Source organism: Microbacterium elymi, assembly GCF_021582895.2.
GTDB lineage: Bacteria > Actinomycetota > Actinomycetes > Actinomycetales > Microbacteriaceae > Microbacterium > Microbacterium humicola.
Window position 1 is genome coordinate 1,746,655 of sequence record NZ_CP091139.2, and the last position, 21,804, is coordinate 1,768,458.

The 21,804-nt window shown below is 69.9% G+C and carries 21 protein-coding genes and 7 pseudogenes; 8 read left to right on the forward strand and 20 right to left on the reverse strand.

The window, feature by feature from the left end; genetic code table 11:
• Positions 1 to 32 precede the first annotated feature (32 nt).
• Entirely contained in the window at positions 33 to 1,526 is a 1,494-nt protein-coding gene (locus L2X98_RS22270; protein ID WP_259613114.1) for an SDR family NAD(P)-dependent oxidoreductase, read from the forward strand.
• Between the two features lie 7 nt (positions 1,527 to 1,533).
• Here the strand turns inward: L2X98_RS22270 and L2X98_RS09520 are convergent, their stop codons facing one another.
• The 19 genes and pseudogenes from L2X98_RS09520 to L2X98_RS09600 all read right to left on the reverse strand — a co-directional run bounded on the left by L2X98_RS09520 (position 1,534) and on the right by L2X98_RS09600 (position 15,293).
• Positions 1,534 to 2,310: an SDR family oxidoreductase gene (locus L2X98_RS09520; protein WP_259613115.1), complete on the reverse strand. Its 777-nt coding sequence runs from the start codon at positions 2,308 to 2,310 to the stop codon at positions 1,534 to 1,536.
• Positions 2,300 to 3,763: a nuclear transport factor 2 family protein gene (locus L2X98_RS09525; protein ID WP_259613265.1), complete on the reverse strand. Its 1,464-nt coding sequence runs from the start codon at positions 3,761 to 3,763 to the stop codon at positions 2,300 to 2,302. Before L2X98_RS09525 ends, L2X98_RS09520 begins: the two co-directional genes overlap by 11 nt.
• Positions 3,746 to 4,063, reverse strand: a pseudogene (locus L2X98_RS09530) (nuclear transport factor 2 family protein); the annotation flags it as partial. The gene L2X98_RS09525 and the pseudogene L2X98_RS09530, both read right to left, overlap by 18 nt.
• A 96-nt stretch (positions 4,064 to 4,159) precedes the next feature.
• A complete protein-coding gene (locus L2X98_RS09535) occupies positions 4,160 to 4,324 on the reverse strand; it encodes a hypothetical protein (protein WP_259613116.1) in 165 nt (54 codons plus the stop codon).
• Entirely contained in the window at positions 4,321 to 5,322 is a 1,002-nt protein-coding gene (locus L2X98_RS09540; protein WP_259613117.1) for a sialidase family protein, read from the reverse strand. The genes L2X98_RS09535 and L2X98_RS09540 overlap by 4 nt, the downstream gene beginning before the upstream one ends.
• 3 nt (positions 5,323 to 5,325) lie before the next feature.
• Entirely contained in the window at positions 5,326 to 5,463 is a 138-nt protein-coding gene (locus L2X98_RS09545; RefSeq protein ID WP_259613118.1) for a hypothetical protein, read from the reverse strand.
• Positions 5,463 to 6,377: an ABC transporter substrate-binding protein gene (locus tag L2X98_RS09550; protein WP_259613119.1), complete on the reverse strand. Its 915-nt coding sequence runs from the start codon at positions 6,375 to 6,377 to the stop codon at positions 5,463 to 5,465. The genes L2X98_RS09545 and L2X98_RS09550 overlap by 1 nt, the downstream gene beginning before the upstream one ends.
• 49 nt (positions 6,378 to 6,426) lie before the next feature.
• A pseudogene (locus tag L2X98_RS20825) lies at positions 6,427 to 6,933 on the reverse strand (ABC transporter substrate-binding protein); the annotation flags it as partial.
• Between the two features lie 31 nt (positions 6,934 to 6,964).
• The gene (locus L2X98_RS09560; RefSeq protein WP_259613120.1) at positions 6,965 to 7,117 is read right to left on the reverse strand and encodes a hypothetical protein; all 153 of its coding nucleotides are present in this window, start codon (positions 7,115 to 7,117) and stop codon (positions 6,965 to 6,967) included.
• Positions 7,114 to 8,115, reverse strand: coding sequence for a sialidase family protein (locus L2X98_RS09565; protein ID WP_259613121.1), 1,002 nt, complete (start codon positions 8,113 to 8,115; stop codon positions 7,114 to 7,116). Before L2X98_RS09565 ends, L2X98_RS09560 begins: the two co-directional genes overlap by 4 nt.
• 3 nt (positions 8,116 to 8,118) lie before the next feature.
• Positions 8,119 to 8,637, reverse strand: coding sequence for an amidohydrolase family protein (locus L2X98_RS20830; protein ID WP_494337246.1), 519 nt, complete (start codon positions 8,635 to 8,637; stop codon positions 8,119 to 8,121).
• A pseudogene (locus L2X98_RS20835) lies at positions 8,544 to 8,999 on the reverse strand (amidohydrolase family protein); the annotation flags it as partial. The pseudogene L2X98_RS20835 and the gene L2X98_RS20830, both read right to left, overlap by 94 nt.
• A gap of 86 nt (positions 9,000 to 9,085) precedes the next feature.
• Positions 9,086 to 10,666 carry an ABC transporter substrate-binding protein gene (locus tag L2X98_RS09575; RefSeq protein ID WP_259613123.1) on the reverse strand — a complete coding sequence of 527 codons (1,581 nt, stop codon included), beginning with the start codon at positions 10,664 to 10,666 and terminating at the stop codon, positions 9,086 to 9,088.
• 40 nt (positions 10,667 to 10,706) lie between these two features.
• Positions 10,707 to 11,486, reverse strand: coding sequence for an ABC transporter ATP-binding protein (locus tag L2X98_RS09580; RefSeq protein WP_259613124.1), 780 nt, complete (start codon positions 11,484 to 11,486; stop codon positions 10,707 to 10,709).
• A gap of 6 nt (positions 11,487 to 11,492) precedes the next feature.
• The gene (locus L2X98_RS09585; RefSeq protein WP_259613266.1) at positions 11,493 to 12,356 is read right to left on the reverse strand and encodes an ABC transporter ATP-binding protein; all 864 of its coding nucleotides are present in this window, start codon (positions 12,354 to 12,356) and stop codon (positions 11,493 to 11,495) included.
• A 2-nt stretch (positions 12,357 to 12,358) separates the two neighbouring features.
• Complete coding sequence (locus tag L2X98_RS09590) at positions 12,359 to 13,012, reverse strand: ABC transporter permease (protein ID WP_259613125.1); 654 nt, start codon at positions 13,010 to 13,012, stop codon at positions 12,359 to 12,361.
• Positions 12,925 to 13,170: pseudogene (locus L2X98_RS20840) on the reverse strand (hypothetical protein); the annotation flags it as partial. The gene L2X98_RS09590 and the pseudogene L2X98_RS20840, both read right to left, overlap by 88 nt.
• Before the next feature lie 124 nt (positions 13,171 to 13,294).
• Positions 13,295 to 14,281, reverse strand: coding sequence for an ABC transporter permease (locus tag L2X98_RS09595; protein WP_259613126.1), 987 nt, complete (start codon positions 14,279 to 14,281; stop codon positions 13,295 to 13,297).
• A gap of 247 nt (positions 14,282 to 14,528) precedes the next feature.
• Positions 14,529 to 15,293: an IclR family transcriptional regulator gene (locus L2X98_RS09600; protein ID WP_259613127.1), complete on the reverse strand. Its 765-nt coding sequence runs from the start codon at positions 15,291 to 15,293 to the stop codon at positions 14,529 to 14,531.
• Between the two features lie 109 nt (positions 15,294 to 15,402).
• On the opposite strand from L2X98_RS09600, the gene L2X98_RS09605 reads away from it, so the two are divergent.
• From L2X98_RS09605 to L2X98_RS09615, 3 genes and pseudogenes are all read left to right on the forward strand, one after another.
• A complete protein-coding gene (locus L2X98_RS09605) occupies positions 15,403 to 16,326 on the forward strand; it encodes a DUF6282 family protein (protein WP_259613128.1) in 924 nt (307 codons plus the stop codon).
• A pseudogene (locus L2X98_RS09610) lies at positions 16,326 to 16,649 on the forward strand (3-keto-5-aminohexanoate cleavage protein); the annotation flags it as partial. The gene L2X98_RS09605 and the pseudogene L2X98_RS09610, both read left to right, overlap by 1 nt.
• Before the next feature lie 145 nt (positions 16,650 to 16,794).
• Positions 16,795 to 17,265: a beta-keto acid cleavage family enzyme gene (locus L2X98_RS09615; RefSeq protein ID WP_259613129.1), complete on the forward strand. Its 471-nt coding sequence runs from the start codon at positions 16,795 to 16,797 to the stop codon at positions 17,263 to 17,265.
• A 223-nt stretch (positions 17,266 to 17,488) separates the two neighbouring features.
• Here L2X98_RS09615 and L2X98_RS09620 read toward each other — a convergent pair whose 3' ends face one another.
• A complete protein-coding gene (locus L2X98_RS09620) occupies positions 17,489 to 17,656 on the reverse strand; it encodes a hypothetical protein (RefSeq protein WP_259613130.1) in 168 nt (55 codons plus the stop codon).
• A gap of 110 nt (positions 17,657 to 17,766) precedes the next feature.
• Here L2X98_RS09620 and L2X98_RS09625 point away from each other — a divergent pair, with 110 nt between their 5' ends.
• From L2X98_RS09625 to L2X98_RS09640, 4 genes and pseudogenes are all read left to right on the forward strand, one after another.
• Positions 17,767 to 18,174 carry a cupin domain-containing protein gene (locus tag L2X98_RS09625; protein ID WP_259613131.1) on the forward strand — a complete coding sequence of 136 codons (408 nt, stop codon included), beginning with the start codon at positions 17,767 to 17,769 and terminating at the stop codon, positions 18,172 to 18,174.
• A gap of 201 nt (positions 18,175 to 18,375) precedes the next feature.
• A pseudogene (locus tag L2X98_RS09630) lies at positions 18,376 to 18,948 on the forward strand (HpcH/HpaI aldolase family protein); the annotation flags it as partial.
• A gap of 58 nt (positions 18,949 to 19,006) precedes the next feature.
• The gene (locus L2X98_RS09635; RefSeq protein ID WP_259613132.1) at positions 19,007 to 20,155 is read left to right on the forward strand and encodes an iron-containing alcohol dehydrogenase; all 1,149 of its coding nucleotides are present in this window, start codon (positions 19,007 to 19,009) and stop codon (positions 20,153 to 20,155) included.
• A gap of 85 nt (positions 20,156 to 20,240) precedes the next feature.
• Positions 20,241 to 21,598: pseudogene (locus L2X98_RS09640) on the forward strand (NAD-dependent succinate-semialdehyde dehydrogenase).
• The last annotated feature ends 206 nt before the right edge of the window (positions 21,599 to 21,804 follow it).

Consider the following 21,804-nt stretch of genomic DNA (forward strand, 5'->3'; position numbering starts at 1 on the left):
TGTGAACACCGGGTGGAAAACCGAGGGGGATCATGGATGCGGCAAGCGGACTGCTCGCGGGGAAGGTCGTCCTCGTCGTCGGCGCCAGCACGGGGATCGGAGCGGACGCCGCGCGCGCGTTCGCGCAGGAGGGGGCGGCCGTCATGCTCGGCGCGCGCAGCGACGAACTGCTGGCCGCACAGGTCGACAGCCTCCGCGCCGAGGGATTCCGCGCGGAGTCGCAACGCTGCGACGTGACCTCCGCCGCCGACGTGCAGACCCTGGTGGATGCCGCGGTCGAGCGCTTCGGACGCCTCGACGGAGCGTTCAACAACGCCGCGATGACCCAGTCGGGTCTGCTGGAGGAGCTCACCGAAGACGAGTTCGACCGCATCATCGCCGTCAATCTCAAGGGGGTCTGGCTGTGCCTGCGCAGCGAGATGGCGCACATGCGCCGCGCCGGCGGCGGGTCGATCGTGAACGTGACGAGCGTGGGCGCGCTGAAGGCGAGCAGCGGGCTGGGCGCCTACCAGGCCAGCAAGCACGGCGTCCTCGGCCTGACCGGCACCGCCGCCCACGACGGGGGGCCGGCCGGGATCCGGGTCAACGCGCTCGCACCCGGGCCCACCGAGACACCGATGCTCGACGCGACCCGCCTTGCGATCCCCGGCGGCGTCGAGGCGCGCGTCGCGGCGACCCCGCTTGCGCAAGACGGCGACCACGACCGACATCGCGCAGGCGGCTGCCTGGCTGCTCAGCGATCGCGCCTGCCACGTGAGCGGCGTGCATCTTCCGGTAGACGGGGGGTACCGGGTATGAGCCGCGCGACCGAGGAGCGCGGGCCGATCCAGTCCATCGACCGTGCGGCGAACGTGCTCGCCCTGTTCGACGAAGACACCCGGGTGCTGACCCCGAATCTCGTGTCCGAGCGGCTCGGCCTGAACCGCACCACCGCGCACCGGTACCTGCTCGCCCTGCAGGGTGCCGGGTTCCTCACCGCGGGCTACACACCGGGACCGCTGCTGGACCAGCTGGCCGGCCTGGTCTCCACGCGGCAGCAGACGCTCACCCTCGCCCCGGCGATCATGCGGCAGCTGTCCGCGCAGACCGACCTGACCGTCGTGCTGTCGTTCCTCGGCCGGTCCGGCGCCGTGGTGACACTCGTCGAGGAGGCCCGCGAGGGCACCATCGTCCTGACCGTGCGGGTGGGCACCATGCTCGAGCTGAAGGCCGCACAGTCGCGCGCCCTCTTCGCGTTCCAGTCCGACCCGGCCATCGTCTCCCGCGCGCTGGCCGACCTGCCGCCGGCCGAACAGGTCCGCGAGCAGGGCGAGCTCGCGCGGGTGCGCAACGAGCGCATCGCGTGGGCCGACCTCGGACGCACCGGTCTCGCCTCGGTCGCCGCCCCGATCTTCCGGGACGACGAAGCCCAGGCGGCGATGGGTCTGCTCGGCACGAGCCCCCAGCTGGGCGGCGAACACGGCGCCCGCCGGGTGGAGCAGCTGAGCGAGGCCGCCGGCTACCTCAGCTCGCTGCTGACCGACTGACCGACGGTCACAGGGCGGCCATGTAGCCGCCGTCGAGCGGGATCGTCACGCCGTTGACGTAGGCGCCGGCGCGCGAGCTCAGGAACAGCACGAGCCCCTGCATGTCGTGCTCTTCGCCCGCGCGGGCCAGCGGGATGTAGGTCTGCACGTTCTTGCGCACGGTCTCGGCGCTCGCGGAGGTCATGCTCGTCGGGAACGGGCCCGGAGCGATCGCGTTCACCGTGATCGAGTCGTGACCGAGCTTCTTGGCCAGCGACCGGGTGAGGTGGTGCAGTGCGGCTTTGGATGCGCCGTACGCATGCGCCTCCCAGTTCGGCACGTGCAGGCCGCCGATCGAGCCGATGTTCACGATCCGGGCGGGATCGTCCACGCTCGCCGCCGCACGCAGCGGCGCCAGCAGCCCCTGCACGAGCTGGAACGGGGTGCGCACGTTCAGCTCCATGATGTCGTCCCACGCCTGGGTGGTGCTGGCATCGAGCGAGTCCGGGCCGACGGCGCCGGCGTTGTTGACCAGGATGTGCAGACGCTCCTCGTGCCGCGCGAACTCGGCGGCCAGCGCCGCCACCTGAGCGGGATCGGCCAGGTCGGCGACCAGGGGCCGGCAGTCGCCGTCGTCCCCCGACACGGCGGCTGCGACATCCGTCGTCTTCTGCGGATCACGCCCGACGAGGTAGGTCCGCACGCCGCGGCGGACGAAGCCGCGGGCGATCATTCCGCCGATTCCGCCGGTGCCGCCGGTGACGAGGGCGACTTTGCCGCGGACGTCGAAGAGTTCATCGGTCATGAGGGGCCTTTCGGGTCATGTCTGTGGTGGGGATGCCGTCGGCGGGGTCGAACCGGCCGTCCGACCAGTCGAAGTGCACGGCGGGCGCCCGGCCGCTGACCGGGTTGGCGAAGTGGAAGCCGAGCGGCCCGATCTCGGGGAACGGCGCGAACGCGAGGCCCCGGAGCGGGCCGTCGGGGGCCGGATCGAAGGCGGCGATGACCTCGGGCGTGGGGGCGAACTTGCGTCCGAGGTCGGGCGTGACGGCCGACCATCCGCCGGCCCATTGGGTCACGACGATGTAGTCGAGGTCCATGCCGTGGATCCGCCAGACACCGTCCTCGCGCACGATCTGCTCTTCATAGACCCCGGTGACGGTGCTCGCCTCGGTGTCCCAGCCGCTGTTGACCTGAAGCATCCTCAGTCGGACGCGTGCCCGCTGTCCGCCGGGTTCGGCCGTCACATAGGGCTGCGTCTTCTGGTGGATCGGCAGGAAGGTGGGGCGCCGCGGGCGGCGGCCGTAGCGCGCCACGAGCGAGTCGCGGATGCGCTCGCGCCCGATGTAGGTGCCGACGAACGAGAGCTCCTTCCACCCGTCGCGGGCGAACAGGTCGGCCGTGGCATCCCACTGCGCCTCGTCGAGGAGGTAGCCGTACGCGCACGCGACGTTCTCCGCCCCGTCGAACGCCTCGGCGACGGCCAGCGTCGCGCGCAGGTCATCGAGGGATGCCTCGCTTCGGACGACGGGCGGCGGGGTCGCCTCTCGCACCGGATGGGAGAACGCGATCGCGGGTCCGCGGGACTGGGGGTAGGCCGTGCCGAGCGCCGAGCGCGGCGGGAGCTCGTCCCGCCAGCCGCGGTCGTGGTCGGCGAGCAGCCGCGGACGGAACCGGAGTGCGACGATCCGCCATCCGGACGCGGTGCGACGGAACTCGCCGTCGCACACCCGCACGCCCCATCGGTCGGGTCGGCCGGGGCCGGCGATGGACTGCAGTTCGAGGCTGCGCACTCGTGCGGTCGCCCCGTCCGGGGCGATGTCGACGATCGGCATCAGCTGCAGGTGGTCGAACAGCTCGCCGCGGCGCAGCCCGGCCGGCGAGATCGTCTCGAGTGCGAGCCGGATGCCGGCCCGTCCGCCCCACTCGTCGTCGCCCCACTGCAGCACGCCGTCCTCGGCGAAAAGATCGCCGACGTCGTCCCACAGCCGACGATCGACATAGAAGCCGTATGCGGCGAGCAGGTTCTGCACCAGGCCCTGGTCGACCAGGCGCTGCGCGCGGGCGGCGAGCGAGCGCGGTTCGGCCTCGTCGCCGAGAATCCCGTCCGGCACGGGGGTGCCGGCACCGTCCGGGGTGAAGTGGAACGGCACGAGTGGGACGGCGTCCGACACGCTGCGCCAGCCGGTCTCGTGCGGTCCGGCGAACTGCGGGTGGTGATGCAGCACCCCGATCTTCCACACCCCGTCCTCGCGCACGTACGTGTTCTCGTGGATGCCGCCCGACCACAGGGCGCTCTCGCCGTGCCGTCCGGTCAGGGCGAGCTCGTGCCAGCGCCCCCGGCCGGTGGCGCCGTCGGCGGCGACGGTGACGACCGGGGAGAGCTCGAGCCGGACGTTCAGCCGGTCGGGTGCGGCATCCGCGCCCCCCATCGTCCGGCTCAGCAGGGCCAGGATGTCGTCGCGTCCGGTGGCCTCGTGCGGCGGGAGGACGAGTCGGCCGTCGCGGGCGAAGAGATCGGCCATCGCCTCGAGGTCGCCGGCGTCGGCGTAGTGTCCCCATGCGTGCTGCGAGCCGCTTGATCGCCCGCACCGCCTCGGTGCCGGAAAGACGTCCGGCGAGGCGCGCGGTCTCGGTCGTGGTGATCGTGCCGCTCATGGCCGGAACCTCGTGCTCGCGATGTGGCGGACTCCACCACCGTCGCCGGAGCCCGGCTCGGCGAGGTTCATCCAGTAGTGGGTGAGCACCACGCCCGGCTCCACCTCGATCGCACGCGGGTACCCGAGGTCCCATGTCGCCCCGTCGTCGCGCAGGATCACCTCCTGCCCCCAGGTGCGCCCCTGGTCGGCGCTGATCCGATATCGGATGCCGCGGCCCGGCGAGAGCCGATAGCCGTAGACGCACAGCAGCCGGCCGTCCTGCAGCGGGACGAGGTCGCCGGGTGCCCCCAGTCGTTCACCCGGCTCAGCCAGTGCCAGGTGCGTCCGCCGTCCAGGCTCTCGTGGATCTCGACCCAGAACAGGCCGCGGGGGTCGCGTTCGTAGCGGACGGATGCCAGGACCCGCCCGTCCGCCAGGACCACCAGGCGCGGGTAGATGTGCTGGGCCGAGGCGAATCTGCCGCCCGGCCAGAACGGCGACGCCGGCGCCTCGGGCACGATCTGCCCGAGGTAGCGGAACTGGCCGCCGTCCTCGCTGGCATAGACGACGGGCAGCGGGTTCTGGGCGCCGGGCGCCCAGGCGTGCACGCCGAACAGCATCACGCCATCCGGTCGCACCGCGTACATCGACGTTCCGGGCATGGTCACGCCCGGCAGGTCCCAGTTGGGCAGCAGGCGGTGCGGCCGCCAGGTGCGGCCGCCGTCGGCGGATGCACGCACCCACGCGCGGGAGCCGTCGCCCGACATGAGCCGGGGGATGCCTCCGCCCATCACGAGGGTGTCGCGGCTGGTGAAATCCAGCGGCGGCAGGTCGGTCCACTCGTCGCTGGCGCCGCCCGGCAGCTCGGCCTCGGACGTGATCGACATGTCGAACACCGGCACTATCGACTCGTCATCCCACGTCCGGCCCCCGTCATCCGACCGGATCACGACGATCTCACCCGGCTTGCGGACGAGGTTGTAGTGGTCGATGTCGCGATAGTCGGTGGGCACCCGTTTGAAGCCGGCGACCACGCTCCCGTCCGCGGTCAGCCACAGGCCGCAGTAGTACGGCCAGGCTGCGAACTCGTCGTCTCGTCGGTAGACGATGTGGTGTTCGGCGGTCTCATCGCGGCGCGGCGGCCACCCGGTGGGCACGAGCTGCTGGGTGTGGTTCACCGGTCACTTCCCGTTCGCGGGGGTCATCGTCAGCCACGGGCGCCGATCGGCCTGGATCGCCGGCTCGTCGGCGCGCTGCCAGCGCGAGGTGTTCACGGTGGGGAAGGCGCCGTCGTACCAGACCAGCGGCGCGTAGAACATCAGGTCGGCGGCCCGCTGCCGACGGTCCGCAGCGCGGCGGAGCGCTTGTCGCGATCGCTGGTGTCGAGCGCGGCAGATGCGGCGGCATCGAGTTCGGGGTCGCACATGCCGGTGGGGTTGCGGCCGGGCTGCCGGTCCTTGTTGCACGCGTACCAGTTGACGATGCCCAGGCTCGGGTCCGGACCCACCGACGACCGGACGAAGGCGAGATCGTAATCCCCCTTCGCGTACACCCGGTCCACGTAGGCCGCGCCGCCCACGCCGTCCAGCTTCACCTTGATCCCCACGTCGGCCAGCATCGACTCCACCATCTCGACGCTGGAGACCACCGCGTGCAGGGCGTTGATGTAGACGACATCGAGGGTGAATCGGGTGCCGTCCGCTCCCCGCGGGTACCCCGCCTTGTCGAGGGCGGCGTTGACGGCGTCGACGTCGTACGGGAACTGCTCGGTGAAGTCGATGTCGGGATCGACGGCCCAGCCGATCGTGTCGGGGACGAAGCCCTTGCTGGGCACGCCGAGACCCGACAGGGCCTTGTTCACGATGGCCGTCCGGTCGATTGCGGAGAATACGGCCTTGCGCACGGCCGGGTCGGACAGGAACTTCTTCTCCGTGTTCTGGATCATCACGATCTCTTCGGGGAAGGCGCCGTGCGTGAGCAGCTTCGTGTCGTCGTCGCCGGACACGCGCTGCTGCTTGGACGGGTGGAGCACCGCCTCATCGACTTCGCCCGCGAACAGCGCTTCGGCGCGGGCGCTGATGTCCGGGATGACGGTGTACACGGCCTTGTCGACCTTGACGTCGCCGCCCCAGAAGTCCGGGTTCTTGGCGAGGATGACCTGGGACCCCTCGACATAGGAGTCGAACATCATCGGCCCGGTGCCGATGGGATGGTTGTTGGCGGGGTTGGTCACATAGTCGGTGCCTTCGTAGACGTGCTTGGGCAGGCATGAACTGCGTCGACAGGTTCTCCAGCAGCGGCCCGTAGGGCTTCTTCAGGTGCACCACGACGGTGCTCTCGTCGGCGATCTCGACGTCGGCGATGCGCGCAGACAGTTCGCTCCCGTAGGCCTGGAGCGGGACGATCTCGTCGAAGTTGAACTTCACGTCCTCGGCCGTGAACGGCTTGCCGTCGTGCCACTTCACGCCGGAGCGCAGGTGCAGGGTGAGCGTGAGACCGTCATCGCTGAGCTCCCAGCTCTCAGCCAGTGCGGGCGAGAACTCGTAGTCGTCGGACATGTAGATCAGCGGGTCCAGGATCTGGGCGCTGAACAGCTTCGGGGCCGATCCGACCGCCAGCTGCGAGTTGAGTCCGAAGTTCATCGGGTCGCCGCCGACGACGCCCACCCACGCAGGCTGTTCGTCGCCGCCGCCACCGCCACCCCCACCGGTGCAGCCGGCGAGGGCGAGTGCTCCGATCGCCAGCCCCGCCAGCACGGCGATTCCTCTTCTCCTGCTCGTTCCCATCATCCTGACCTCCTTGTCGGTTTTCGTCGCACCTTCAGACGGTGAAGATGCTGCGTGCGATGTGCCGCACGCCTCCGTTCGCCTGCACGGCGTCGTCGCGTCGGTTGAAGTAGTAGAGCGTCCCGATCCGGCCGGGCTCGACCTCGAACGCGTTCGGGTAGCCGAGATCCCAGCCTGCCGCCGTCATCGCGCACGATCAGTTCGGGGCCCCACGTGCGTCCACCGTCCTCGCTGACCACGGCACGGATGCCGTAGGGCTTGATGCGATAGCCGTAGACCACGACCAGCCGTCCGTCCGACAGCACGATGAGGCTGCCGGGCGCGCCGAAGTCGTTGACGCGGGACAGGAAGAACCAGGTGCGGCCCCCGTCGTCGCTCGCGTACACCTCGGTCCACATCACCCCGGTGGGGTCGCGCTGGCTCGCGCAGCGTGCACACGATGCGCCCGTCCGGCAGCAGCACGCCGCGCGGGTAGAACCAGCGGTGCCCGCCGAAGCGATACGTGCTCTTCCAGTCGCCGTCGGCGGCGGCGAACGGGTCGTGCTCGGGCGTGATGAAGGAGAGGAAGTGGAAGTCCGTGCCGTCATCCGTGCTCGCGTAGACGAGGGGTCGCCGGTTCCAGCCGTCCTCACTGACCAGGGTGAGGAACAGGAGCGCCCGCCCGTCGGGACGCACCAGGGCCGAGTTGATCGCCGACAGCGAGTGCAGGCCGTCCAGCGGCAGGCGCGCCGACGGCGTCCAGCTGCGGCCGGCATCCTGCGACACGCGCACATAGGCGCGGCTCTCGGGTTTGCCGAACTGGGTGCTGACGTTCCCGATCAGCACATCCGGCCGGGTGAAGTCGAACGGCCCCCACGCCGACAGGTCGGCGGGGAAGTCGTCGTCCGGCGAGACCCGGGGATAGACGTCGAACTCGGGCTTGCCCCAGGTGCGGCCGCGGTCGGTCGAACGAACCGTCACCATCCGGCTGCCCGCGCCGAAGCGTTCGCCGAGGCGATCGTGACTGATGCCGGACGGGTCGCTGTAGTCCGCGTCGAGCGACATGAAGTTCGCGACGAGCTCGGACGAGCCGACCTCCCAGAACCCCATCGTGTACGGCCACGCGCAGAACTGCGCCTCGTCTCGGTAGACGACGTCGTGCTCGAGCTGTGACGCGGGCTGCGGTCTGCGGTACTGGATCGCCATCCGTCACCGTCCGCCGAGGTAGACGCGCGCGGCGTTGTCGTGCAGGAAGCCGTTCGCCTCGTCCTCGGTGAGGAAGTCGGCCGCGGACCGCGCCATCGCCGCCTTCTCCTCGTACGACCACAGCATGCTCTGTCCGATGTCCGAACCCCACACGAGCCGGTCGGGACCGAACTCATCGACCATGCGGCGCACCACGTGGGCTGCCCGCACATTCTCGGCGTCGAAGCGCTCCATATTGATCTCGGTGATCTTGAAATGCACGTTGGGCGCGTCCCGCAGCACCGAGATCGTCGTGTCGATGCCGAAGTGCGGCGGCCCCGGAGCTCGACCGGTTCGCCGGCCTCGCGCGCCAGTCCGACCTCGTACTGCGACATCCCGTACGGCATGCCGCCGTGGTCGAGCAGGATCGGCAGCTCCGAGAACTGCTTCGCGATGATCCGGATCAGCGGCAGCAGGTACGACAGCTGGTTGCGGAACAGGATCAGCGTCATCGGCGTGCCCAGGTCGGCGCACGTCTTCCACACCTCCATCGCCTGCGGCGAGCTCACCCACGCGGTGTCGAGGATCCAGGGGCGCAGGTGCGCCATCCGGAACCCGCGCACGTGCTGGTTCTCGACCATCTCCCGGTAGCGGGCAGGCGTGGCCGGATCCTGCGGGTCGAGGATCACGACCGGATGCAGGCGGCCCGGATGCCGCGCTGCGGAGTCGAGGATGTAGCTGTTGTCGTAGCCGTACAGGTGACCGCGCTGCACGAGGCACGCGTCGGTCACGCCCTGCGCGTCCATCATCTCGATGAGCGCGTCCACGGTCACGGTGTAGTCGGGCTTGCGCGGAACCGGCAGGTCCGGGCGCAAGCGGTGTGGCCGGGTAGGTGGCCCAGTCATCGGAGATGAGATGGGCGTGGGTGTCGAAGAGGGGGCTGGTCATGTCTGTTCTGCTTTCGTCGTCGCCTGCTCGGGTCGGGTGGTCGCTAGCCCAACGTCATGGTCTGCCACGGCATCCGCTCGGCCATCAGGTCGCGCTTGTCCTGTCCCTTCCACCGCGACGAGTTGATCGTCGGGTACGCGCCCCGGTACCACGCCAGCGGCACGTTGAACATCAGTTCCGCCGCACGCGCCTGCAGCTTCTTCAGCGCCGCACCGCGGGCAGCGCGGTCCGAGGTGTCCAGCGCGGCGGCCGCGGCTTCATCGATCTGCGGGTCGCAGACGCCGGACGGGTTGAACCCGACGCGACGGTCCTTGTTGCACTCGAAGTAGCGCACCACGCCCAGGCTCGGGTCCGCGCCGAGGTTGGCCCGGACGAATGCCAGGTCGAAATCGCCCTTGGTGTAGACCATCTCGCTGTACTGCGCTCCGCCGACCGGGACCAGCTTCAGGTCGATGCCGAGATCGGCGAACATCGACTGGGCCATCTGGACGGCGGAGACGACCTCGTTGAGGGTGAGGATGTACACCACCTTGAGGGTGAAGCGCTTGCCGTCGGCGCCGCGCGGGAATCCCGCCTCGTCCAGGGCCCTGTTGGCCGCATCGGGGTCGAAGGGGTACATCTTGTCGAAGTCGACGTCGTGGTCGACCGCCCACCCGAGGGAATCCGGCAGGAAGGTCGTGGCGGGCTCGCCCACGCCGGCCATCGCGGTCTCGGCGATGGCGTGCCGGTCCAGCGCGGAGTACAGCGCCTTGCGCACCGCGGCATCCTTCAGCTGCTCGCTCTCGGTGTTGAAGATCATGATGTCGTCCTGCGGGTATTCGCCGCTTGTGAGCAGTTCGGTGTTCGGGTCCTTGTCGACCTTGTCCACCTGGGACGGGTCGAGGATCGCCTCGTCGATCTCGCCGGCGAACAGGGCCTGGGCCCGACTGTTCGGGTCGGCCACCGTGGAGTAGACCGCCTTGTCGACCTTGCTCACCCCGCCCCAGTAGTCGGGGTTCTTCACCAGCACGACCTGTTTGCCCGGGCTGTACGAGTCGTACATCATCGGACCCGTGCCGATGAGCTCCTTGTTCGCCTCGTTCGTCAGGTAGTCCGTCCCCTCATAGATGTGCTTGGGGAGCATGTACTGCTGCGAGATCGTCTCGATCAGCGGCCCGAACGGCTTGGACAGGTGCAGCACGACCGTGTCGTCATCGACGATCTCGGTCGAATCCAGCCGCGCGGCCAGCTGTGATCCGGCGACGTTCAGAGGCACGAGCTCGTCGAAGTCGAACTTCACGTCCTCCGCGGTGAACGGCTTGCCGTCGTGCCACGTCACGTCGTGACGCAGATTCATCGTGAAGTCGAGTCCGTCGTCGCTGAGCTTCCAGTCGGTGGCAAGCCCCGGGCTGGTCTTGAAGTCGCCGTTCATGAAGATCAGCGGATCCAGGATCTGTGCGCTGAACAGGCTGGGGACGGTGCCGGTGGTGAACTGGGCGTTCAGCCCGGTCGTCATCGGATCGCCGTTCATGGCGCGGACCCAGACGCGTTCGCTGCTGTCGTCCGCGCCGCCTCCGGAGCAGGCGGTGAGGGCGAGCGCGAGTGCGGCGAGTGCCGCGACGGCCGCGCGTCGTGTGATTGTCATCGGATGTCCTCCTTGGTCGCGGCATCGGCGCCGCCGGGGTTCAGGTGGTCGGGGTGAGCGAGGGTGCGGCGGCCAGGAGCGTGCGCGTGTACGGATCCTTCGGGGCGTCGAAGATGCGGTCCTTCGGACCTTCTTCGACGACCTTTCCGCGGTGCATCACATAGACCCGGTCAGCCACCTTCTTCACGACCGGCAGGTCGTGGGTGATGAAGACGAAGCCGACGCCCAGCCGATCCTTCAGATCGACCATCACGCGCAGCACGCCGGCCTTCACCGACGCGTCCAGGGCCGACACCGCTTCGTCGGCGATGATGATCCGCGGGTCGAGCGCGAGCGCGCGGGCGATGAGCACGCGCTGCCGCTGCCCCCGCTGAGCTCGTGCGGGAAGCGATCCAAGAATCGGTCGGCCGGCGACATCCCCACCAGTTCGAGGGTCTGCACCACCTTGTCGCGGATGCCGCTGCCGGTCGCGATCCCATGCAGCCGGATCACCTCGCCGATCGCGCGATCGACGCGCTTGCGCGGGTTCAGCGACCCTGCCGGGTCCTGCAGGCACCGCCTGCACCTGACGGCGGTAGCCGCGCTTGTCGGTCCGGTTCATCGCGGTGATGTCGTGGCCGTCGAGCAGGACGGATCCGGACGTTGCGGGGATGAGGTCCAGCAGCATGCGCGCGAGCGTGCTCTTGCCGCTGCCACTCTCGCCCACGATGGCGACGAACTCGCCGGGGCCGGCCTGCACGCTGACCTCGTCGACGGCGATCACCGGGCTCGCGGACCGTCGGCCGCGGAAGATCTTCGTCACGTTGTGCGCTTCAAGCATCGGTCATCATCTCCGACAGTTCGCGCCGCAGCCCGGCGGCATCGAGTAGAGCTCGACCCCGGGGTCGGTGAGGCTCCGCACGCTGCGGATGAGCGCCTTCGTGTAGGGATGCTGCGGGTCGTTCATCACCTGTTCGGTCGGACCCTCCTCGACGATGCGCCCGGAGTACATGACGTAGACGCGGTCGGTCATCCCGGCGACCACGGCGAGGTCGTGCGAGATCAGCACCAGCGAGGTGTTCAGCTGCCGGACCGTCTGGTCGAGGGTGCGCAGCACATGGGCCTGCACGGTCGCGTCCAGCGCCGTGGTCGGCTCGTCGGCGATGACCAGCGACGGCAGCTTCGCGATCGCGATGGCGATGAGCGCCCGCTGCCGCATCCCGCCGCTCAACTCGTGCGGGAACGCGGCGGCGGCGCGTTCGGCATCGTCGAGGCCGGCCTGGCGCAGGAACTCCAGGGCCGCGGCGGAACGGGCCGCGGCGGATGCCTCGCGACGCCGCGGGATCGATTCGACCACCTGAGCTCCCACGCGCATCGTCGGGTTCAGGAACGTCAGCGGATCCTGGAAGATCATGCCGACGCGGGTGCGCCGGACCTCGTCCCACGCGGTCCGCGGTGCGCCGACCAGCTCGTCGCCGGCGATCTTGATCGAGCCGGACACGCGCACGCGCGGCGAGGTGGGCAGGAGTCCCGCGATGGCACGGCCGGTCACCGACTTGCCCGAGCCGGACTCGCCGACCAGGCCGACGCGCTCGCCGTCGGCGACGACGAGGTCGACGTGGTGCACCGCCTCGATCTCGCTCTTGGCGCCGGTCGGCAGCATGACGCGCAGGTCGCGCACCGCGACCAGTGGCGTGGATGCGGCATCCATGGTCACTTGACTCTCCCCACGGTCGGATTGAAGGCGTCGTTCAGGGCGTCGCCGAGCATGTTCACGGCCAGGACCACGAGGAAGATGCAGCCGCCGGGGAACACCGCCAGCCACCAGGCGTCGCTGATGTAGGACTGGGCCGAGTTCAGCAGAGCGCCCCAGCTGGGGGCGCTCGGGTCGCCGATGCCCAGATAGGCAAGTCCCGACTCGATGAGGATGGCGCGACCGACCGTCATGCTCGTGGCCACCAGGACGGGGGGCATGAGGTTCGGGATCACATCCGAGCGGATGAGGCGCACGCCGCCGAAGCCCGCCGCACGGCCCGACTCCACATAGCCCAGCTGCGAGATCCGCATGGCCTCGGCGCGGACGATCCTGGCCACTCCCGGCCACATGGTGATCGCCAGGATCGCCACCAGGATCCAGATGTTCGCCCCGAGCAGGGCGGCCGCGATCAGGGTGAGGACGATGCCGGGCAGCACCTGGAAGAACTCGGCGACCTTGACCATGATCACGTCCATGAATCCGCCGTAATATCCGGCGAGTCCGCCGACGACCAGGCCGATGGTCATGCACAGCAGGGCGACGCTGAAGCCGACCAGCAGCGAGACCTGGCCGCCGTACACGACCCGGGCGAAATAGTCGCGCCCGAGCATGTCGGTCCCGAGCAGGTGCTCCCCGCTCGGAGGAGCAGCTTCGGGAAGCTGGTGGCGACCGGGTCGGCCACGAAGAACGGGCCGATCACCGAGACCAGTACGAACAGCACCAGCAGCGGGATGAAGACCATCGCTGCCGGGGTGCGGAAGAACGTCCGCCAGGCGGCGCGCGTTCCCCCGGCCCGTCGCGGCGATGCGGCATCCGACTCGGCCGCCGTGGCGGACGCGTTCCCCCGGGCGGGGTCTCGACGATGTCGGTCGAACCGTCCATCTGCTCGACGGTCATGCGGCCACCTCCTGTCGGCGCGGGATGAATCGCGCGCGAAGACGCGGGTCGACGAGCCCGTAGACCACGTCGGTGAGGATGTTGACGATGATGATCGTGATCGTGAGCACGATCACGATGCCCAGGGCCACCATGTTGTTCTTGCGCTCGATGGCGTCGAAGAACAGCAGGCCCATACCGGGCCAGCCGAACACCCGCTCGACCAGGATCGAGCCGGCCAGGATGAACCCGAGGCTGTAGCCGGCGACCGAGATCATCGGCAGGAGCGCATTCGGCATGGCATGCCGCCACAGCACCCGGTTCGACGACAGGCCCTTGGAGCGGGCGGTGTCGATGAAGTCCTGGCCGAGCGACTCGATCATCGACGAGCGCATGATGCGCGTCTTGTAGGCCAGCTCGGTGGTGGCCATCGTGATCACCGGCAGCACGAGGTACTGCGGCCGGATGCCCGTGTCGCCATAGGGTGCCATGCCGCCGGTGGGCAGCCACCCCAGCCAGATCGAGAACACCAGGATCAGCAGCATCCCGAACCAGAAGTTCGGCACCGAGAACAGGCCGACCGCGGTGCCGGAGATGCCCCCGTCCAGCCAGCGCGACCGCGTGCGTGCGGCGATGGATCCCAGCACCATGCCGCCCACCGTGGACAGGATGAAGGCGGGAATGGCCAGGGCCAGGGTGTTGCCCGCGCGGCTGAGGATGATCTCGAGCACCGGTTGCGAGTTCGTCGCGTACGAGTAGCCGAGGTTGCCGGTGAGCACATTGCCCATGTACGTGGCGTACCTGACCAGCAGCGGCTGATCGAGCCCGTACGCCTGGACCAGCTGGTCATGGACGGCGTCGGAGATCGGCACATCGCCCACCAGGGCCTGCACCGGATCGCCGGGCGCGATCTCGAGCAGGAAGAACAGGACGGTGACGACCGCGAGGAACAGCAGGAACGACGAGAGCAGGAGTTTGCCGACGTGCCACAGCCAGGCTTTCATTACGACGACCTCCTTGTTGTTCGCAATGTGCGCACCTTGTGCATAATACGGATTATCTGGAGTGATGTCTACCACACCCGCATCCGTCCCGCCAAGGGGCATCGTCGGTCACAGACGGGGGGCGGCGCTCGCTGTCGGCCGGCCTGCACCCGGCGCCCGGACGGATCGCAGACAGGCCGAACACCGTCACCGGGCGTGCGGCAGCCGGCGATTCGCGGACGACGGCCGGCGTGCCCGGCCGGACGGGTCAGTCGGTCGGGGACGGGATCGCGCCGCCGAGCTCCGCGCTCACGGCCGCGGCGGTCGCACGCAGACTGCCCAGCGCCGGGGATGTCTCGGACAGGTCCGCGAGCTGGGTCGCGCCGAGCACGGCGATGGTGGCGCAGATGCCGTTCTGGTCGAAGACGGGCGCGGCGGCCCCGAACATCCCGCCGTCGTAGCCGACGACGGAGTAGCCGGCCCCCCGTGCGCGCTCCACGTCGGCCAGCAGACGCGCCGTGTCGTCCTTGCGGAGCCCCTTCGCCGCGGCGGCGACCGCGTCGTCACCGGCGTAGGCCAGGTAGACGTGGGTCTGGGCCGCGGTCTCGTCGAGCCGGGTGCCGGGGCGCACGGTGATCATGACCCCGCGGCTGGCATCCTCCTCGACGAGGGCGACGACCGGGCGTCCGGCGGCCCACAGGCTCAGCACCGTCGTCATCCCCACCGCATCCCGCAGCTCGCTCAGGTGGCTGGGTGCGATGTCGACCACGCGGCGTCGGCCCAGCGCCTGGATGCCGATCTGCAGCATGAGCCCGCCCAGGGCGAAGGTGCCGCGGCGCGAGCCGCGCTCGAGGATGCCGGCGGCCGTCATCGACGCGCAGTAGCGGTACGCCGTCGTGCGGTTCAGCCCGGTCAGCTCCGCGACATCCGCCGCGGTCAGCTCGTTCGCGCCGAACAGGCCGCAGATCTGCGCAACCCGATCGACCGCCTGGATGTCTGAGGTGGACGCCTCGCCGCGCTCACTCTTGGCCATGCCGACAGCGTAGTTCACATCGCGACCACATCCCGCTCCATGGTGGACATCTGTCCGACGTGTGCATATTATGAACCAGCAATACGTATTCCGAACAAAGGTGACCATAGTGACGTTCGTCGGCGAAGATTCCCTGACTCCCACCCCCGCTCTGCTCAAGGTGCTCGACGGGGCCGTCGACCTGCATACCCACTCGGGCCCGAGCCCGTTCCCGCGTCGCATCGACCACGTCGACGCGTCCTATGACGCGGCCCGCATCAACATGCGCGCCATCCTGGTCAAGTCGCACCACCACAACACCGCGATGGACGTCCTGGCCATGAGCAAGCCACTCGCCGACGCACCGACGCCGGTGTACGGCGGCGTCGCCCTGAACACCGAGGTCGGCGGCGTGAACCCCTCGGCGGTCGCCCTCGCCCTCTCGATGGGCGGGCGCTGCGTCTGGGGCCCCACGGTCTCGGCAGCACAGCACATCGCCGCTCACAGCCACGACGACGGGTTCCCCACGATCGGCGGCAACCTGTACGAGCGGACCGAGACGGTCCTCGGCGACGACGGCGACGTCTCCGAGGCCGCCGACACCGTGACCAAGCTCGTGGCCGAAGCCGGAGTCATGCTCACCGGCGGTCACCTCGACCCCACCTCGATCTCGGCGTTCTTCCACGCCGCGCACCGCAACGGGGTGAAGCGCCTGCTGCTGCACCACCCGGACTTCATCGTGAACACACCCGAGAACGTGCTCGACGAGCTCGTGGGACTCGGCGCCTTCGTGGAGCACGAGCTGGCGATGTACCACCCCGGCGTCTCGGCGCCGCAATGGCCGATCCAGCGGCTCGTGGACTGGATCGAGCGGATCGGCCCCGAGCACACCGTGATCGATTCCGACCTCGGGCAGAAGGGCAACCCGCTGCCGGTCGACGGCTACATCCTGATCATCCAGGCAAGCCTGGACCACGGCGTCTCCGAGCGCGACATCCGTCAGATGATCTGTCGCAACACCGCCTACCTGCTCGGACTCGAGGACTCGATCTGATGCGTCGAGCCGACAAGGTGATCATCACGACGGCGGTGACCGGCTCGGTCAACATCCCGTCGCAGAGTCCGCACCTTCCGCTGAGCGCCGAGCAGGTGCTGGCGGCGTCGCTGGAGGCGGTCGAGGCCGGCTCGGCGATCATCCACCTGCACGCACGGCACCCGGACGGACGCCCGGCGTTCGAGCCGGAGGTGTTCGAGCAGATCGTGCCGGTGCTGGAGTCCGAGACGGATGCGGTCATCAACATCACGACCGGCGGATCGTCCGCCATGACGATGGATGAGCGGCTGGCGGCGGCGACCCGGTTCCGGCCCGAGCTCGCCTCGCTGAACATGGGCTCGATGAACTTCGTCTACTCGGGCATCGCCGAGAGGGTGACCGAGTGGCGGCACGACTGGGAGAAGCCCTACGTGCTGAACACGTACTCGCAAGCCGTTCATCAACACCTTCGACCGGATCGAGCACACCATGCGCACGCTCGGCGCGCAGGGCACGCGCTTCGAGTACGAGTGCTACGACATCGGTCATCTGTACTCGCTCGCCCACTTCGCCGAGAAGGGTCTCGCCAAGCCGCCGCTGCTGATCCAGGGGGTCTTCGGCATCCTCGGCGGCATCGGTGCGGACCACGAGAACCTCGAGCACATGGTCCGGATCGCCGACAAGCTGTTCGGCGCGGACTACTCGTTCTCGGCGTTCGCCGCCGGGCGCGACCAGATGCAGTTCGGCACGCACAGCGCCTGGCTGGGCGGCCATGTGCGCGTCGGCCTGGAGGACAGTCTCTGGATCGGCAAGGGGCGGCTCGCCGAATCGAACGCCCAGCAGGTCCGCAAGATCCGCGGAGTGATCGAGGACCTCGGAAAGCAGATCGCGACCCCCGACGACGCGCGGGAGATCCTCGCGCTGCGCGGTCGGGACCGGGAAGGAAGCACACCCGCATGAGCACGTATGCCGCAGACGACATCCGCTCCACCCTCGCCGAGGTCTCACCGGTCCGCACGATCGATCCGACGACCCCGATCAAGCCCTCGCAGTGGGTCGAGTTCCTCGCGCACGAGCCGACCGAGACCACCCCGCGCGGCGGACGCACGTGGGTCGCACGCGCGGCGAACGCGGTCATCGCATACTCGGCCGTGAAGGCCGGCGACGTGCTCGCGCGCCGCAGTCAGCCGGACGAGTACGCCGTGCTGATGTACTCGGAGTCCGCGCCGGTCACGGTCAGCGCCGGCGGCGAGGAGGCGCGGGTGGCCGAAGAGGCGTTCGTGGTCGTGCCGCCCGGCGACAGCGAGGTGCGGGCGGATGCCGACGGCATCCTGATCCGTCTGTTCTCCACGCGCGCCGACGACCTGCGCAACGGCGCCCTGAACGCGGCCGCCTACGCCGAGCCCGACCTGCGGGCGGCGCCGCTGGAGCCGTGGCCGGATCCGGTCGGCGGATTCCGGCTTGCGGGTGTACCGGCTGGCCGACACCCCGATCGCCGAGGGGCGCTTCGGGCGCATCTTCCGCACGACCAACCTGATGGTGAACTTCCTGGCCGAGGAACCGGCTCCGCGCGACCGGCGCAAGCTGTCGCCCCACCACCACGACGACTTCGAGCAGATCTCGCTCGCCGTCAAGGGGCGCTTCGTCCACCACATCCGCTATCCGTGGGGGCCGGACTCGACCCAGTGGCGGCCCGACGAGAGTCGCGAGATCGCGACCCCCTCGATCTGCATCATCCCGCCGCCGACCGTGCACACCACCCAGGGGGTGGGTCCGCACCAGCAGCTGATCGACATCTTCTCGCCGCCGCGCGTCGACTTCTCCGCCTCGGGGTGGGTCCTCAACGCCGACGACTACCCGGCCCGATGATGCGACGCAGTCTCTTCCGCGCCGCGTTGAACGACGATCGTCCTGCGCTGGGCACCTGGATCAAGCTGCCGACGACGGGCAGCATGGAGCTGATCGCGCTCGCCGGCTTCGATTTCGCCGTGATCGACCTGGAGCACTCGCCCATCGATCTGCAGACCGCCTATGACCTGATCGGCGTCGGGCTCGCACACCGGGGTCGCGCCGATCGTGCGGGTCCCCGCGCTCGATGCGGCTGTCATCCAGCGCGTGCTCGACGCCGGCGCGGACGGCATCATGGTGCCGCATATCGACACCCCCGAGCAGGCACGGGCGGCGGCATCCGCCGTGCGGTTCCCGCCCCTCGGAGCGCGCGGCGTGGGCGCCACGAGCCGCGCCGGGGACTGGGGCGCCATGCCGCGGGAGGAATATGTGCGCTTCGGTCGGGAGGAGGCCGCGCTCATCGCCCAACTCGAGAGCGCCGAGGCCATCGCCCACGCCGGCGCCATCGCGGATGTCCCCGGGGTGGATGCGCTGCTGGTCGGCACCGCCGACCTGTCGATGAGCGAAGGGCTCGACGAGTCCGACCCCCGGGTGCGTGCGATGACGGCGGATGCCGTCGCGCAGGCGTCCACGAGGGGGATGCCGGTCGGGTGCGCCGGCGCCGCGTCGGCCGAGGCCGTGCAGACCGCGGTCGACGCGGGCCTGCGGTTCATGCTGATGGGAAACGATGCCGGGCTGCTGGGCGCCGCGGCGCGCACGGCGGTCGAGCGCGGAAGGACGGTGAGGTTCACATGACGGATGCCTGGCTGAAGGGGACCCTGCGGCTCCCCCGCGGGTGCACGTCGGATTCGGCGTGCGACAGCGGCTGGTCGCCGAGCTGCCTGCCGACAGCGAGCGCGTGCTCGCCGTGATCGACCCGTTCCTGGTCGGCACTCCCATCTGGGCGCAGCCTGCGACACTGCTGGAGGGTGCCGGCCGCCAGGTGAGCGTGTATTCCGACATCACGCCGGAGCTGCCGGTCGACTCGCTGACCGCGGCCGCGGCCGACGCCGCCGACTTCGGCGCACAGGTGATCGTCGCCGTCGGCGGCGGGAGCGCCCTGGACGCCGGCAAGCTCATCGCCCTGCTCCTCGCGCACGGCGGCCCGCTCTCGCGCTACTACGGCGAGAACCGCGTGCCCGGGCCGGTGCTGCCGGTGGTCGCGCTGCCGACGACCGCGGGCACCGGGTCGGAGGTCACTCCGGTCGCGGTGATCGCGGATTCGGAACGTGAACTGAAGGTGGGCGTCTCCAGCCCGTACCTGGTTCCCGCCGTGGCCCTCGTCGACCCGGAGCTGACCATGGCGGCGCCGGCATCCGTCACCGCATTCGCCGGGATCGACGCGCTCGTGCACGCCGTCGAGTCCTATACGGCCGCGCCCTTCTCCTCGGAGGCGGCGACGGATTCCGCGGCTGCGGTGCCGGTGTTCACCGGGCGGAACGTGCTGACGGCGGGTCTGAGCCTTCAGGCGGCAGGACGCATCCATCGCTGGCTGCCCGTCGCCGTGCGCGACGGCGGCGACCGCCGCGCACGGGCCGAGCTCTCGGTCGGCGCGCTGCAGGCCGGCATCGCGTTCGGTCCGACCGGCACCCACCTGTCACACGCCCTGCAGTATCCGATCGGCGCACTCACCAAGACGCCGCACGGGCTGGGCACGGGCTGCTGCTTCCCTACGTGCTGGACGTTCTCGCGCAGGATGCCGAGGCCGCCCTGCGGATCGGCGAGCTCGGTGCGACGTTCGGCGTCGCGGCAGATCCGGGCGCCGTCGTGGCGGCGCTGGTCGAACTCAACCGCGTCATCGGGGTCCCACCGGACCTGGCCGAGCTGGGCATCGAGCGCGGGCAAGCTGCCCGCATCGTCGAGCTCGCGCTCCAGTCGCAGCGGCTCGTGGCGATCTCTCCGGTGCCGGCTGACGCCGTGCTGCTGCACGAGATCCTGGACAACGCCCTGGCCGGCACGCTGACAGATGGGAGCGCATCGTGACGTACCGAGCAGACCTGTTCATCGACGGCGAGTGGCGTCCGGGATCGTCCGACGAGCGGTTCGCCGTGATCGACCCGGCGAACCTGTCGACGATCGCGCGGTTCGCGGTGGCGACGGCCGAGGACTGCGACGCCGCCGTCGACGCGGCCGCGGCCGCACAGGAGTCGTGGGGCACGACTGCCCCGCGCGAGCGCAGCGAGCCTTGCGCGCCGTGTTCGAACAGCTGCACGCCGATGCCGAGGCGCTGGCGGCGGTGATCGTCGCCGAGAACGGCAAGTCATGGGCGGATGCTGAGGCCGAAGCGGGCTACGCGATCGAGTTCTTCCGGTGGTTCTCGGAGGAGGCGGTGCGGATCGGGGGCGACTACCGCCTCTCGCCGGATGGGCGCAAGCGCATCGTCGTCGATCGGCAGCCGGTCGGGGTCTCGCTGCTGGTCACGCCGTGGAACTTCCCGGCGGCCATGGCCACGCGCAAGCTGGCACCCGCGCTGGCGGCCGGGTGCGCGACGATCCTCAAGCCCGCGCGCGAGACGCCGCTGACCGCCGCCTGCATCGTGGAGGCGATGCAGCGCGCGGGCGCACCGCGCGGGATCGTCAACCTGGTCACGCCGGTGCCGACCGGCCCGCTGGTGGCCCGCATGATCGACCGGCCCGAGGTGCGCAAGCTGTCGTTCACCGGGTCGACCGAGGTCGGGCGCGAGCTGCTGCACGCCTGCGCGGACACCGTGGTGAGCGCGTCGATGGAGCTGGGCGGCAATGCCCCGGTCATCGTCCTGCCCGACGCGGACCTGGATGTCACGGTCGAGGGCGCACTCCTGGCGAAGATGCGCAACGGCGGGTCGGCGTGCACGGCCGCCAACCGGTTCTACGTGCATTCCTCCCTGCACGACGAGTTCGTGGCCCGCATGCAGGCCGCACTCGAGCAGATCACCGTGGGTCCCGGCAGCGTGCGATCCAACGAGCTGGGGGCGCACGTCTCGGTGGCCGAACGCGACAAGGTGGCCCGGCTCGTGGAGGGCGCGGTGCGCGAGGGAGCCACCGTCGTCTGCGGTGGCCGGCCGCTCGAGGGCGGCGCCTTCTACGCGCCCACCCTCCTCGTCGATGTCGCGCACGGCGACACCATCAACACCTCGGAGATCTTCGGGCCCGTCACCGCGATCGTGTCGTACGACGACGTGGACGAGGCGATCCGCATGGCCAACGACACCATCTACGGGCTGATGGGGTACGTGTTCGGTCCGGAGCGCGAAGCGGTCGCCGTGGCCCGACGACTGGAAGCCGGGATGGTGGCCGTCAACCGCGGCGTGGTCAGCGATCCCGCCGCTCCGTTCGGCGGCGTCAAGCAGAGCGGGCTCGGGCGGGAAGGCGGATTCGAGGGCATCCACGAGTTCCTCGAGGAGCAGTACATCGCGTTGACCGCGTGACCGGGCCGCGGCATCCCTCCAGCGGCGCGAGTATCGGCCCTTCGTCTCGCTGCGCTCGCTCAGGGACCTGGGTGAACGGGCGCTCGCTCAGGGACCTGGGCGGACTCGGGCCGCGGCATCCCTTCGGCGGCGTGAGTATCGGCCCTTCGTCTCGCTGCGCTCGCTCAGGGACCTGGGTGGTGGACGGGCGCTCGCTCAGGGACCTG